Origin of the sequence: Pseudomonas sp. St29 (assembly GCF_001547915.1) — a bacterium.
GTDB lineage: Bacteria > Pseudomonadota > Gammaproteobacteria > Pseudomonadales > Pseudomonadaceae > Aquipseudomonas.
Genome location: NZ_AP014628.1, coordinates 5,443,580 through 5,457,359, shown reverse-complemented (window position 1 = coordinate 5,457,359; position 13,780 = coordinate 5,443,580). Strand labels below are relative to the sequence as shown.

The following is a 13,780-nucleotide window of genomic DNA, read 5'->3' as shown; positions in this document are numbered from 1 at the left end:
GTACTTAACTTGAACAAAACCATCGCGATCGATTCCGTCGTGTCCGACTTGGCGGCCACTTGATGCAAGTTCTATCTCATAAAAATGAGTGCAGATGTACTCAGCCAGATCTCCGAGATACTTGTCAGACCTGATAACCCCTAGCTTTCGGAGTTCGCTTGCTGCATCGAAAAACGCTGAAATAGCTTTCGGTATTGCTGCGTCCAAGTGGCACCTGTAAATGGCAATCGTTTAAGTTTATCAGCCTGCTTCGCTTGCTCTTAGGTCTGCGGCGTGAGGCGTGTGGTCTCAAATGTAAGATGGAAGTTGATTAGTCCGATCCTTCAAGAAGCATCTCAGATAGAGAGGTGGTTGGTGTCCATACTCCCTCCACACTCTCAAGATAGTTCTGGCAGAGTGAGACAATTTTGTTACGACCAGCAATTCTGACGGTGTGCTGCTCGATCTCCGTACGTCCGTTGAGGATGTCCCTAGTAAAGCCCGATGAAGAGAGCAGTATTCCCTTAGTTTTGCCGCCCACTTTTGCGACTACATCAACCAAGCTAGATAGGACGTTGCTTCCTGGCTTTTTCCCGCTGGCAAGCCAATGCTTTATCTCTACCAAAAAGACATGTGTTTCACCATGCTCCTTGCTTTCTAGGCGGATATCAAATCCACCATCTTTTCCGGATCGTGTCAGTTCGGTTGTGAATCCAAGCAGCTCAAAAACCTCTCGCATGACTCGCTCCAGATCTCGCCACTCAATGTCTCGAAGACAACGTGGGTTTTTGGCGATCTCGGATGCAATTGCCTTCATTGCCGTTCGAACAATCACATCAAGCTGAGACGAGGTTGTGGTGTTTTCTATTACATTAGTATTTGACTCGACCTCGCTCAAATACCGCTTCAGTAATGGCCGCCCACTGGAGGAAAGGGCAATACGCCCCTCCGCCTCTAAGATTGCTGCGCGTTCACGTGAATAGCGCCATGACCGACCCTGAGGGGGATAGTGACCAAACCATTCGTATTGCAAACTTGGCCGCTCAAAAGGCGACGTAACATCTGAAAAAAGGTACGGCCCTCTAGGGTCACTGTCCGGGTTCTGATAACGGCCATTAATTGCGGAGCTTCTCGAATTCATTGGGCGACACTGCAAAAAAGGTGGGTAAAGAACTATAATTGAGTAAACCAACTTTGTTTTATTTGTAAGGCGTTGAGGTACTTACGCTGTCGACAGTCGAAAACAATCCGGGATTGAGTGAATGGCTTTGGATACTGCTTGGCGCTCAATCTCCAGTCTGCGAGCAATTTCTGACTGGTTGAAGCCGAACTTTTGTAGCACGAGGATTTGCTTTCTTCGGTCTGTCAGCTTCATATCCACCATTAATCGAGCGAGATTTCTTAACTCCGCTTCGTCCGCTAGGTGCAGGGTTTGGCTAAGCATGTATCGAAAGATATACGCGTCGACGAGCTCGTCACCTGACTTTGCCTTAGGCTCTGCTCGTATCGCGCATTGTCTGCTCAATCTGGCCAGCTCTAGGTCGAACTGCGCTATAGATCTCATTGCTTGCCTGTATGCCGGGTTCCAGCGTCCATCTAATGTCTTTGGGCGGTGGGTGGTGCAGTACAGGTTGCTCAGGCGTAGGTGTTCATCAAGGTCACGCTGACCCTCACCTTCTGCGAACGATGCCAGCTCTGCTCGCGTGCCGCAGAATCTACAGAAACCCTTCAAGCGTTGACCGTTCAAACCGCCCATATCCTTGTTAGACGGCTGCTTGCGCTTACATGCCAGCACCAGTTCTATCAACGTCTCAAGCGTCGCAATGAAGCAGCGATCATCCCCCGACTGCTTGTCGTGGGTCAGAACAAAGGCTCGTAGCAGTTGACGCTGTAGGCGGACCATAGCGGCAACGCCAACCAGTTGCATAATCGCGCTGAACGCTACATTTGTTCCTGCTCCGGGGATGTGGCCCTGATAACGCGATGGAAGCGTTTCGGCATATGCCGCCACGGCAGGGTCGATAAGCTCTTCGACCAGACGGACGATCGGGTAGCGTTTAGATGCTGTGGAGTAGGGCTCCCAGCGATCAAGGAATTGGTGTAGCGCTTCTGTGAGGGAAGTGTCACACCCCTCCCAAATAGCTATGGTTGATGGTTTTTTCATGTCAACCATTCTAGCCAATCATTCTGTCGAAGCAATAGGCACCTAAAGGCACGATCAGGCACACATTCGCTGTGACTGGTAGGGCCTAGCTATGCATCCATCGAGCAAAAAACTCATCGACAAAAAGACACTCCTGGCGATGATCCCGCTATGTGAGCGCACGATCTATAACTTTGAAATGAAGGGTAAATTTCCACGTCGAATTGCGGTGAGTAGCCGCAAGGTCGTGTGGGATTTAGCCGAGGTAGAGGAGTGGATTGATACATGCAGGGAGTCCGGCCCCGCTCCTAGGCCAGGAATGGCAGTCTGAGCGGTGGGGGGCAGGCCTGAGACAAGGTCGACATCGCGTCCTTACTCAGACACTGCAAACGCTCTGATAGAGCTGACCGGCGCAAGTCCACAGCTTGCGCTTTTCAGTTCCCACAACGAAGCGCAGATGTACCACGATAGGACGAGAGCCGGTTTTTTTTCGTTACTCGTCGACTCCCGAGGTGAAAAGCGCCAGTCTTCTCATCGCTTGGCTGATATGCCAAAAGTACTCGATTTGTTGGACAAAAAGCGTGACACGTGGATGTCCCAAGCTGAGTTCGTTCGGCCCAATAGGCGAGTCGTCAACCTCCTGCGGCTTGGCCTGCTGTTTGCCGACCTCGACACTTACCGGGTGCCTGCGCTGGCCGGGCGCACGCCTGAGGCACTGGCGGCATCTGTACTGTATTTTTGCGGCGAGGAAGGTTTGCCGTCGCCGTCTGTGCTGATTTACAGCGGCCGTGGAATACAGGCCAAGTGGCTGCTGGATGGCACGATTCCGCGTCAGGCCCTGCCGCGTTGGAACGCTTGCCAGCGCTATCTTGTGGATCGCCTCGCGCACGTCGGCGCTGACCCGATGGCCAAAGACGCCAGCCGCGTGCTGCGTACCGTGGAGACGGTCAATAGCAAGAGCGGGGAAGTCTGTCGCGTGGTTCATGTCCAGAGCGGCGCAGACAGCGAACCGATCCGCTATAACTTCGAGTATCTGGCCGAGGCGCTGCTACCGGCGGCACGCTGGACAATTGAGCAGCAGCGGCAGGAACAGGCCGAACAGCGCGAGCGGCGCGCCACGAAAAAGCCTTTCCTTCTGGTGCCCGGCGGCAAGGCCGACAATCTGCGCGGATTCTCCGGCAGACAGCTCGCATGGGACCGCCTCGAAGACCTGCGCAAGCTCGCTGAGCTACGCGGCGGCGTCAGCGAAGGCAGCCGGATGCAGCACTTGTTTTGGCGGCTGAATTTCCTGCTGCTGTCAGGGGCGACCAACAGCAAGCAGATGTACCACGAGGCGGCCGCGCTGGCCCGCGAGCTTGACCCGCAATGGAATAGCCGCTCGAAAGAGCTTATGACGCTGTTCAGCAAGGCCAAAGCCTATGAGGGCGGGGAAAAGATTAGCTTTGGTGGTAAGGACTACGCGCCGCTCTACACGCCGCGAAACGACACGCTTATCAACCTGTTCGGGATCACCACCGACGAACAGCGTCAGCTTAAAACCATCGTCAGCCAGGCCGAGGCCGCGGAACGGCACCGGAAGCGCGAGGAATGCCGCAGACGCGCTTCCGGTGCGGTAGACCGGGAAACCTACCTTGAAGCTGCGAACTCCAAGCAGGCGAAGGCTCAGTCCCTCAGGCGCGAGGGCTTGAGCGTGCGGGCCATCGCTAAGCAAATGGCTGTATCAGTCATGGCGGTTTCTAGATACATAAACGCACCGGCGAGTCAGTGTACCAAGTCCGTGCGTATTACTAATGGCGAAGCCCCCGCGCATTAGACGGTGTCCTGTCCGAGCTGATGGTCAAGGTGTTCAGAGTCCGTGCGTATTACTAATGGCAGAGTCTTCCGCACTTTTGATCAAGGCTGTCTGGGGGCGCCGTTCTGATGGAGTACCGGTAGGGGGGCTTTCCTAAAGGGTGAGCTGAGACAAGTCCGTGCGTACTACTTAGATTTGGTGTCTCCGGAAAACAATCCCCCGCACTTTGGCGGGGGATTATAGGGTCAGCGGTTGCCGGGAGAGTCGAGCCTTTGGGCTTCCTGCGCCGCTCGGATCGCCATCAGAATTTGCTGGGCTTGGGCTGCATTGCTCTTGCTACCAAGCAGTGGGAGGCGATTCAGGTGTTGCACTCCGGAAAACATATGAAAGGAAGCCGAAAGGGCCAGCGGGCTAACTCGAAGCTGCAACGCGGTACATTGTCGATCCAGTCTATCGAGCAATGGCCCGTAGCCTTTGCTTCGTAGCCAGCGGCCGAACGCCCACATTGCAATGGCCAAGATGGAGGCGAATACGACGAATACAGCGAACATCAGAATGCTATTCATGGTTATTTCTCCGGCTGGTCATTGCTTGAGGTTATGCTCGAAACGTCGGTGCGACCGGAATTCGAGCTGGTGTTCGTATCTGGTCGAATGACATTGGATTCCATACCTGGGGCTTCCGCAGCCGGCGCTGCGGATTTGAGCGAACTGGAGTCACCGTGAGCTGGCTGTGGAAGACCAGCGCAAAGCGACGCTGAGTGTGCATTCTCCATGCCCGGGACTGTCATCGAGGCGATTACGCCAAGCGCTTTTGCACCACCATTGGCCGCATGGGACAGTGCGTTGCCGGAACTAACAGTTTCCCCTTTCGGTGTTGCTTTCTGATCATTGTCATCGCCGCTCTGTGCGGCCTTCCCGGCCTGCTTAGCGGCCTGCTGGGTGCCGCTGCTGGGGGTAGCCGATTGGGTAGCTGCGCCACCGCCAGTTTTCACGCCTGCGGAGCTGGCCGTCTTGGCAACTGCACCGCCGCCAGTGTTGGCCCCGACGCCAATTGGGGTACCGCCACCTACAGACGGAGCGGCACCACCGGCGGAGCTTGCACCGGCAAAGCTGGAGTTGATCGCCCCTGCGAGACCGCCCCCGGCACCCGCTGCACCGGCACCCGCTGCACCACTGCTGCCAGCAGCGCCGAGAGCGCCGGCAGCAGCAGGAGCGGCCGCCCCGGCCGTGGCGATAGTGGCGATTGCCGCCGCTGCACCGGCAGCACCGGCGGCCGCCATACCACCGATGGCTGATCCGCCACCCATCGACGTGCCGCTAATCATGCCGCCGATCAGGTCGGGAATGGTCTTTGTCAGATAGCAGCACACCAAAGCCAGACCAACCATCGTCATCAACGACGCTTCGTCATTGGTGTAGGCGGCCAACCACTGCTTGGCCGACTGAACGATCAGGCCGACGATCAGCGTTAAGACGAACAGCTTGGCTCCGATTGCGACGGTGAAACGCATTGGAGCGATCGCAAAATCACGCGTCCATTGTGAGCCGCCAAAGCCAAAGAACAGCACCGAAGCATTGATGATTACGTAAGACTCTACGAGCGTTACGAACATGAATGCAGCGATGAAGGCGAAACACGCCAATACAAGGATTGCGCAAACTGCGATCAGAAGTCCTTTCGCCGGCGAAAACACTGATATGCCCTTCACCATGGTGCGGCCAAAATCCAGCGCAACCGCCAGCATATCGCCGGGTTCTAACGCGCGCTCGAGGCCGCTCGCAGATGCCGCCGCATCGCGGAAACTATCGACAATGGCAGATGACCACTCCACCGAGTACTTCATAACGGCAAGGAAGAAACCGACCACCAGGACGAAGCGCAGCAGCTCGCCGACAATCTCGCCGAAGTCGGCTTGCTTCATGACCAGAGGCATGAACGTCCAGATGAACTGAATCGAGGCCAACAGCCAGAATAATCTGATCGCGTGGTCATACAGCTTTCCTGACCACTGGTGCGACTGCTGTAAAACGAGGTCGAGCAGGCCCTGCACCGATGTGTCAGCATGGGAAAGGTCGGTCGCGGCCATAGCATCTCCGCTCACGAATGCACTCGCTAAGGCGAGGAACAACAGTAGGCGAGTATCCATAGCTAGTACCCCTTAACGCCGCCGCGAGTGTTCGGGCGTGCTTCAAACGAGGTATCAGCGTCACGCTGTTGCTGTTGGTGCTCAGCCAGCGAGTTACATTCGCTGTTGCTTTGAACTGCCATGGTGACCATAAAACCGGTTAGTGCTGAGCCGGAGCAGATCAACGCGATGAGCCATTTCGAAATAGTCATTCTCAGTACCCCTTCACGCCGCCGCGTGTGTTTTTGCGCGCTTCAAACTGGTGTTCGGTAGCTTCGCTGGCGGCTGTACGGTCACCCTGCTGAGCCAGATAGTTGCCCTGCATGTTGATTTGCGTAGCCACCAGATCGCGTAGCTTTTGCAACTGCTGTACGTTCTGTGAGGCTATTTCGTTTCCCGCCTGAAGTGCTTGCATCCGGCCCACAGCCGACTGTGAACGGGTCATCATGCGGTCAAGCTGCTCGCCCTCAGACTCAAAGGTGCTGGTATTGAGGTTCGCCGCTTCTAGCGCAGCTTTCACGTTATCGCGGCCTTGCTCAGACCACGTCTGGTAGCGATCTTGTGCCGGTGACTCAGCCGAGTTGGCAGCTTGATTCAGGTACGAATTGAAACCGGGGAAAGCCGTGTTGAACTGCGAATCCATGTCCTGGATTTGGCGGCCCAACGCCTGCGAGCGGTCGTAGATGTTCATCACGTTTTTAAGATCAGCCGCGATACTGCCGAACATCGAATCAGGCAAGCCCGTGCCCTGCGTGATCATGCTTTGATACTGCTGCACCTGGGTTTGCAGTTGCTCGGCAGTGTTCAGAGCCGTGTTAACCGCCTCAGCGTACTCGAAAATTTGCTGATAGAACGTTGAGCAGTTCGAGCAGTAGATTGCATAGGCCGGGGCCGGGGCGATGTATACGGCCATCGCTATAAAAGCGGCTCCGACTATTTTGGTGCTATAGGCCGCTTGGCGTAGGAATTTTTGGAGCGGAGAAGCGGGTGTTTCGTTCGAGATGTATTCTGACAGCGATTTGTCTTTGAATAGGGCTGCAAATATATTACGCATATGATTGACCTCGATCAGTCACTATTATTAGTGCCTGATCGTGCCCTGATATGCCAGTTGCATCGATAGAATGATTGGCTAGTTAGGTTGACATGGACGATATCGACTGTGATGAATGTCGCTGTGGTTCGCCCTAAAAATAATTAAACGCCAGACTGACCATGATTTTCGGTCAGTCGGCACTGATCGTGCCCCAGGTAGGCACAGAAACTCATAAATTTTAGATGAGATCGTCACGATTGTTTCCGCTGCTTGGGTCATGCTGAAACCCAGGCTGACGTTTCGACATGGTGCTTGGTTGCGTTGGGTGAGCAGATTGCCTTTGCTCAAGCAACGGTGTCGTTGGGGGTTGTGTTCCGTCCGTCGCCCTTGTTCGCTGGGCTCCGCGTTTGGTCGGTGTGCGGATGTATTTACCAACGTATCGGGCGAACTGACTGTAGCTGAGACTCGTCTTATGTCCACCATGATTCTCGTATACGACCGTCACCGGCCAACCGGCCTGAATCAGGACTCGGAATTCCTCAAGACGCGCTAGAAATGCTACCCGACCCGCGCCGCTAAGTCCCTCTTTTGGTGTGTTCTTCATCGCAAGCTCCGCCTAAGCATGATTACGCAAGTATGCGCATAAAGTTGCATATGTGCCATGCTCAACCTAGCGTATATATGCGTAAGTATGCTCAGTGGTACTATTTCAGAGCTGTTCGCAGAGATGCGCAGATGTTTGCGCTTCACTGGACGGCAAGATGTGTGTTGTACGGGTACGGGCAAGCCCATACCCATCCACCACCCGCCCCTTATTCGCCCTAGGCTCAACGGATCTTGCTCTGCGAGGCACACAGCCGCTGCGGCGTCTAAGAGCAAAAACACAGTGAAAATCAGGAGCGCCCATGACAGGCGGCACCAAAGAAAAGGCTCCAGCTCGCCGACGTGGCAAGCCAATTGAGGTTTGGGTTACCGATGAGGAGAAAGCGGTGATCACAGAACGCGCCGAAGAGGTTGGGATGTCACGATCTGGCTACCTTCGCGCCCTTGGGTTAAACACACCGATCAGGTCGGTTGTTGACCTGACTGCCGTGGCCGACTTGGCCAAGGTGAATGGCGACCTTGGGCGGGTCGCTGGACTGCTGAAACTTTGGCTCGCGGAGAAGCACGGTCAAGGTGCAGAACCTGTAGACGTTGAGAACTTGATGGTGAGTTTTCGAGATCTTCAAGCACAGGTTCGGGATTTAATGAGTCGGGTAGTTTATGAGCGGAAATAATAGAACTTAGAGTCATAGTGCTTGCCTAACAGCTAGATTCGCCCCGAACAAAGAATTCAAACGGTTATTTGTTTTAGAGAGAAAATTAATGGATCTACAGGAAATCATTAAGCAAAGCAAAATGCTTAAGCCTAAAAGTCAAAAAAAGATGGGCGAAAACTTGCTTCATTTGATAGATCAAATAGAAAGCTCCGTAATATTAGAGGGGCCTTACCGCTTGGTTATAGATTCTAATATAATTATGCGATTAGAATCATATCGACAAGGGGTTATCTCCGAAGGGCTACTTTCGATTCTATTGGCGTTTATGCTTATTAGACGATTACCTTATCGTTTCGATATGGTGGTAAGGCCAACGGTTTTCTATGAATATCTCAGGCAAAAAAATCTGACAAGCAGCCATGAGCACTGGCGTAAGTTCAAGGAATTAAAAGATCTAGTCGAGGAGGAACTAGGTGCTAAGCTATTTTTTGATGGAATTGAGACATATCAAGGCACTGAGCATTATCTAAAGTTGATACAGAGTGACTCAGAAAAAATCGCTAAAGCCCTAAGGTTGTATCAAGAAAAAAACTGGAGGTTCAATTTCGTTCAGCAGGCAGGCCGCGGTTTTGCAGGCATGCCATTATCTGATCCAAGGTTCATATTAGTCCCGCCGGCGTTCGCGGCTGAAGCTCTATACTCCCCCTTAGGTTTGGAGTATTTCGACGAGCAAAAAGCTAGTCGTTTCTTTATCGAATATATCGAAAAGAACCTCATTGAGTGTGAGCATAATGACAAGGAGGTTATTGAAAAATATAGCGATAAAAAAGATTTTTTGTTCACCAAAGTTCTGAGGCTTACTCCTAAAGGGAACTTGGTAGGGTTGGCGGATCTAGATATATACACCACATGCAATGTTCAAAATCAATTTTCGGATCAGAGCCACTCTCGTTATGCGCCAGCATCGGCAGGCCTCACAATCGATAAAAATCTAGCTCTAGCATTGAGAGGGGCGACCTCACACCACATCACGTCGGGAGAAATCAACTGCGGACCTGATAATGAAAACGACATTGATGCAAAAATGGACGCGTTCCAGGAAGAGCATAAGCGCATGCGGGAAAGTGAAAAACGCCATCGTTTAGCGTGGGAAACAAGTAAAGCATTTATGGTAGATATTTTGGCAGAAGGCGCTTTTAGATCGTAGGGTTTTTATATTGGTAATAAGATTGCCTATTAGTGAAGGTGTTATGGGGCTGTGTTTGTGCAATGAAAAGTTTAACCTTGAGAGCCTGCTCTTATAATAGGGGTGGGCGCGATAAATTTATTGCGTGCTCTTATATTGATGCTTGCTGAGGCAATTGGAAGTAGTGGGTTGTTTTGACCTCGGAAGCGCTTGGTTCTATAATTAAAAAAGGCAGATTTAAAGTGACAAAATGAAAGAAAAATCCGTTAAAGATCAATGCCATGATGAATCTATGGCGCAGAAATTTTGCTCTGACCCAAATTACCTAGCTAGTCTTGTTGAGGCAGTTCTGCTTGATGGTTCTGAGGGTGAAGTTGATATTTTGCGTCGCCAAGTCGAAATTGCGCTGGGAGAATGTGATACAAAAGGTGGAGAAAGCGAATCCGTTAAAAAGAAGCTTATCCAAAGCAGTTTTCTCCTGTGGAAGAGGTAGCTCAGTTTTTTGAGGTTAATGCAGGCACTTAAGCAGGTTCAAATCGCAAAAGTGCCGTCATTTTTATAAGCGCTTGAGTGTCAGTCAATGTCAGCTTTCGAGGCCGACTCTTTTGGCATGGCGTTGATAAGTACGATGTGTTTTGTGTCGGATAAACCATTCTTGGTCATAATTCTATGTACTTTATCTCGCTCACTGAAATTAAAGTATAGAATAGCCATAATTGGCGGATTGCTTGCTCTGGCAGCGTCGCTGTATATTTTAGCCTGATTGCGCAAGTTTTTTTCCATATGCGAGTTTTTGGCTAATTTGAATTCAATTATTGATTTGTCTTGACTGCCATAAGATACTAGGAAATCAGCTGGTCCCCGGCCATTGTTCACCTCTGCGTCAGCGCTAAACTTAGAAGCAAACCACGTAAGTTTAAACATAATTTGCAAATCGCTTTCACGTGAAATTGGGACGCCTTTGATGTAAAAAAGGCGGTAGCCGTCCTGTTTTTCAATGACATGCTTGAGAAACTGGACTCGTTGCATGCCCGCTTCGTAGCTATTGGGTTCAGCATCATAGAACTTAGTTTTGTCTAGTAGTGCTACTAGTCTCAGCAAGTTCTCTTCAAATAGCTTCTGGGCCAAAGAGACTTTTTCGAAGCTAGACGAACTTGCAGCATCCTTGTTGGCCTCCTGTAGACTAACGTAAACATCCATCAGCTGAGGATATTGCAAAATGGTTTTTTCGAAAGCGATAGCCCTTTCATCTTTCGTAGGGTCTGCCGGCATAACCTTAGTCAAGTATAAGTTTATTTGGTCGCGCAGCTGATCATTGGGTACGCTGCCAACTACTTGGCTGAAGTCTTCGATAAATCCTTTGTGAGATATCCACGCCTCGTCTTTAGTTAAAATGTCCACTGGAGTAAGCAAAACATGCTCACCCCCGAATTTGGGTAGCAAATACTGTTTTGACTTCCACGATTCAGTTGCGTAATTGAACTCCGCTTTTTTAATGGTGAATTTCTGAAGCTTGGTCGGGTCGATGTATTTCTTTGCGAATTTCTCTGTGTATTCAGCCAAAAATCCATGAATTAAGTTGCAGGTAAAGTCACTAATTTGGTCTTTTCCAACTCCGTGTTTGACTAGTGTGAGCTTGCCTATATGAGTTGCCCCGTTCGTTTCATTACCAAAATCAGAGAACACACCTTTGAAATTCACTTGCAGAGATTTAGCGAAAGATGGGCCTAGCCCGCGCCCACTATTTCCCGACTTGCTAAACCCAAACCAATTTTGCTTGACTTCAGGGAATAGATACCAGCTCTTTATTAGGCCGGAAGGTAACGCTAAAGAAGACTTTCCTTTTAAGAAAAGCATATATTGAATTATTCTTTTATGCAGTTCCTGATAGGTTGTATCGTCACTATTGAACAGCAAAAATGGATCCACAAACAAGGGTAGGTCATTGATTAGGGAGATATTGAATGCTCCATAAGATTCAATCTTTTCCCGGCTCACATCGAAAAAATCTGAAAAATAAATTCGAATTTTTCGTTTGGTCGCATCCATACTTTAACCCTTAAATGATCTGTCAATAGGTTGGAACGCTTCAGCAACGCATAGGCAGTAGGCTGATGATGGTGTGCTCATTCCCTGGGAGCTCCTGATCTTGAGATCTCATAATGCCATCACTGAGGGCTTATCTCGATAGCTTCAGGGTTTTTTCGTTGAACCAGCTAGGCGAGCGAAGCGTTCGAGCCTCAAGCATCGAGCCTGCGTATTGGGGCCTTATTGTTATCGGTTTTCCCGGCATCATGCTTTGCGGCTTGTGTAATCACGCACGGGGCAAGTCAGAATGTGGTTATTCCAATCGCTCTTGACGCGGGCAAAGCCGTTCTACTGGATGTTGCCGGAATTCTCCTCCACACAGGTCAACCTGTACCGCGTCAAGTGAACACTCGAAGCTAGACACGAGGCTTCTGAAGGGATGGGATACGCTTAGGCTCGACGGCAGGAGCTACTTGAGATCGTTAAAGAGGCTTGGCTCAGTCAGTCACGGCCACATGGGTGGAGCTTCCCTTGCTGCACTCAGAGGTAGATCTATGCAGATCCATATATGGTATTATTCGTGGTCTTATTATATCTATGCTTCATAAGTATCTGATTTTTATGGGATAAATCAAATTATTGATAATAGAGTGGGAATGATCCCGCAGCCTCACGAGCGTCAGGCTCGGGTGAAATGGACGAGTATTTTCTAGTCCGCCAAGAAGGCCCCTGATCGCGAGATCAGGGTAAAGAATATCGACCGTCCTGCGGGGCGGGTCATCGGATAGGGATGTTGAGATGAGTGTGTTTGGCAAGCTGCTGCGAACCTTGGGCCTGGCGGCAGAAGCGCCTGAACTGCCGAGCGCGATGGCGCAGCCATTGTCGCGTTTTGATCGTTTTGCCGCAGACAATCGCGAAGCCTTTGCGCTGATCGGCGCCTTGCCGGAGCAGGAGATTGTGGCTGAAGAGCGGCGCCTCGCTGCCGAGGTGACGGACATTCTGCTGTCGCTCAAGCCGTTTATGGTGGAGGGGGTGTCGCGTCTGGAGATTCAGGAACATATGCTGCAGCAGCTTGATAGCCGGCAGTTACTGCCTGCGCTGGTGGGCTACAAGGGATACCCCGCAGCCGTTCCTGTCTCGGTGAATGCGGAGCTGATCGGTTGCCTGCCCTCGGAGAAATGCTTGCCGGCCAGTGCGTTGGTCAAGGTCGAGGTCGTGGTGTCATCGCGCAAGGGGTATGGGGCGCAGTCCTGGACCTTTGCCACGCCCGGCGCCAGCACAGAACAACTGCGCTTGTTGAGCGCTGCCAAGGACGCTCTGGAGCAGGGCTTGCGACAGGTACGCGGTGGTGAGTCCCTGGGGGCCATCGGCAGCGCGATCCAGGAAGTACTGGACGCCCAGGGATTCAGTGCGGTGTTTGAATACTGCGGTTATGGCATGGGCAGGCAGCGGATCCAGGCGCCTCAGGTACTGGGTTACCGCGTTGCGGGACGCTCCGAACCCATGGTGGCCGGCCAGGTATTGAATGTTCAGGTGTTGGCCAAGGCCGGAACCTCACGTGTCCGGGTGATGCCCAATGGCTGGAATGTGGTTGCTCACGATCGGTGCGACGGGGTGGTGGTCAGTGCCATGGTCCGGGTGACAGAGGTGGGAGCAGAACGTCTCAGTCGGTTTGTCGACTGAAGTCGCTGCGCTGCAAGACAAATGGCGATCGCACCTTGGGTGGATCGCCATTTGTATGTCCAGGTATTGGAAAACCCGGGTTTTTCGCGTTCACGCAATACCGGGAAAGACATTGCCCCGTCGAGCCTCCGGGGTGCCGTGTACCTTTGAAGTCGTCCCTCAGTGTTTTGCCCTTGCAGCGAATTGTCGCTGAGCGGCATTGATCGGATTGTGTTGGGTTGTCAGTTGACAACCTTGTGTTCCTGACGATACTGGAGGCTATGGATGGCTCGTGCAACTCATCCCAAGAAGGACATTGAAATGGCCCTGCGCTACGCCGAATGGCAGGGCTGGCGCATCGAGGTTGGCGGTGGTCATGCCTGGGGGCGGATCTACTGCCCGTACAACAACGAAGTGTGCCGCTGCGGCGAGTTCTGCGTCACCAGTGTCTGGCGGACCCCGAAGAACCCGACCCAGCACGCCCGGGCGCTATGCCGGGTGATCGACAACTGCACCGTGAACCAGCTGCGTGGGGCCAAGGCGCCGGCAGCCCGTCAGGAGTAAGCA

At 52.1% G+C, this 13,780-nt stretch carries 14 protein-coding genes; 7 read left to right on the top strand and 7 right to left on the bottom strand.

The genetic code is table 11. The features are described from left to right. Window positions 1–310: 310 nt before the first annotated feature. Together PST29_RS31310 and PST29_RS24150 are read right to left on the bottom strand one after the other, a co-directional pair. Entirely contained in the window at window positions 311–1,120 is an 810-nt protein-coding gene (locus PST29_RS31310) for a restriction endonuclease (protein ID WP_082729293.1), read from the bottom strand. An 81-nt stretch (window positions 1,121–1,201) separates the two neighbouring features. Beyond that, complete coding sequence (locus PST29_RS24150; protein WP_198419648.1) at window positions 1,202–2,143, bottom strand: LuxR family transcriptional regulator; 942 nt, start codon at window positions 2,141–2,143, stop codon at window positions 1,202–1,204. Between the two features lie 91 nt (window positions 2,144–2,234). Here PST29_RS24150 and PST29_RS31305 point away from each other — a divergent pair, with 91 nt between their 5' ends. Next, window positions 2,235–2,453 (top strand): helix-turn-helix transcriptional regulator, encoded by a 219-nt coding sequence (locus PST29_RS31305; RefSeq protein WP_082729292.1) that lies wholly within the window; start codon window positions 2,235–2,237, stop codon window positions 2,451–2,453. Between the two features lie 216 nt (window positions 2,454–2,669). Beyond that, window positions 2,670–3,935 (top strand): replication protein, encoded by a 1,266-nt coding sequence (locus PST29_RS24145; RefSeq protein ID WP_442966375.1) that lies wholly within the window; start codon window positions 2,670–2,672, stop codon window positions 3,933–3,935. Between the two features lie 224 nt (window positions 3,936–4,159). Here PST29_RS24145 and PST29_RS24140 read toward each other — a convergent pair whose 3' ends face one another. From PST29_RS24140 to trbJ, 4 genes are read right to left on the bottom strand one after another with little or no spacing between them, the layout of a single operon-like run. Continuing rightward, a complete protein-coding gene (locus PST29_RS24140) occupies window positions 4,160–4,480 on the bottom strand; it encodes a hypothetical protein (protein ID WP_060844514.1) in 321 nt (106 codons plus the stop codon). 2 nt (window positions 4,481–4,482) lie between these two features. Continuing rightward, the gene (gene trbL, locus PST29_RS24135; RefSeq protein WP_060844513.1) at window positions 4,483–6,063 is read right to left on the bottom strand and encodes a P-type conjugative transfer protein TrbL; all 1,581 of its coding nucleotides are present in this window, start codon (window positions 6,061–6,063) and stop codon (window positions 4,483–4,485) included. 2 nt (window positions 6,064–6,065) lie between these two features. After that, window positions 6,066–6,254: a hypothetical protein gene (locus PST29_RS24130; protein ID WP_060844512.1), complete on the bottom strand. Its 189-nt coding sequence runs from the start codon at window positions 6,252–6,254 to the stop codon at window positions 6,066–6,068. A 2-nt stretch (window positions 6,255–6,256) separates the two neighbouring features. Further along, window positions 6,257–7,096, bottom strand: coding sequence for a P-type conjugative transfer protein TrbJ (gene trbJ, locus PST29_RS24125; protein WP_442966374.1), 840 nt, complete (start codon window positions 7,094–7,096; stop codon window positions 6,257–6,259). Between the two features lie 887 nt (window positions 7,097–7,983). On the opposite strand from trbJ, the gene PST29_RS24120 reads away from it, so the two are divergent. From PST29_RS24120 to PST29_RS32000, 3 genes are all read left to right on the top strand, one after another. Next, window positions 7,984–8,355, top strand: coding sequence for a plasmid mobilization protein (locus PST29_RS24120; protein WP_060844511.1), 372 nt, complete (start codon window positions 7,984–7,986; stop codon window positions 8,353–8,355). A gap of 88 nt (window positions 8,356–8,443) precedes the next feature. Further along, window positions 8,444–9,544: a hypothetical protein gene (locus PST29_RS24115; RefSeq protein WP_060844510.1), complete on the top strand. Its 1,101-nt coding sequence runs from the start codon at window positions 8,444–8,446 to the stop codon at window positions 9,542–9,544. Window positions 9,545–9,773: 229 nt separating this feature from the next. Next, the gene (locus tag PST29_RS32000) at window positions 9,774–10,016 is read left to right on the top strand and encodes a hypothetical protein (RefSeq protein ID WP_148659673.1); all 243 of its coding nucleotides are present in this window, start codon (window positions 9,774–9,776) and stop codon (window positions 10,014–10,016) included. Window positions 10,017–10,096: 80 nt separating this feature from the next. On the opposite strand, the gene PST29_RS24110 is transcribed toward PST29_RS32000, so the two are convergent. After that, the gene (locus PST29_RS24110) at window positions 10,097–11,572 is read right to left on the bottom strand and encodes a hypothetical protein (RefSeq protein ID WP_060844509.1); all 1,476 of its coding nucleotides are present in this window, start codon (window positions 11,570–11,572) and stop codon (window positions 10,097–10,099) included. A 777-nt stretch (window positions 11,573–12,349) separates the two neighbouring features. On the opposite strand from PST29_RS24110, the gene PST29_RS24105 reads away from it, so the two are divergent. Then, the gene (locus PST29_RS24105) at window positions 12,350–13,234 is read left to right on the top strand and encodes a M24 family metallopeptidase (protein ID WP_060844508.1); all 885 of its coding nucleotides are present in this window, start codon (window positions 12,350–12,352) and stop codon (window positions 13,232–13,234) included. Between the two features lie 264 nt (window positions 13,235–13,498). After that, complete coding sequence (locus tag PST29_RS24100) at window positions 13,499–13,777, top strand: hypothetical protein (RefSeq protein ID WP_060840864.1); 279 nt, start codon at window positions 13,499–13,501, stop codon at window positions 13,775–13,777. The last annotated feature ends 3 nt before the right edge of the window (window positions 13,778–13,780 follow it).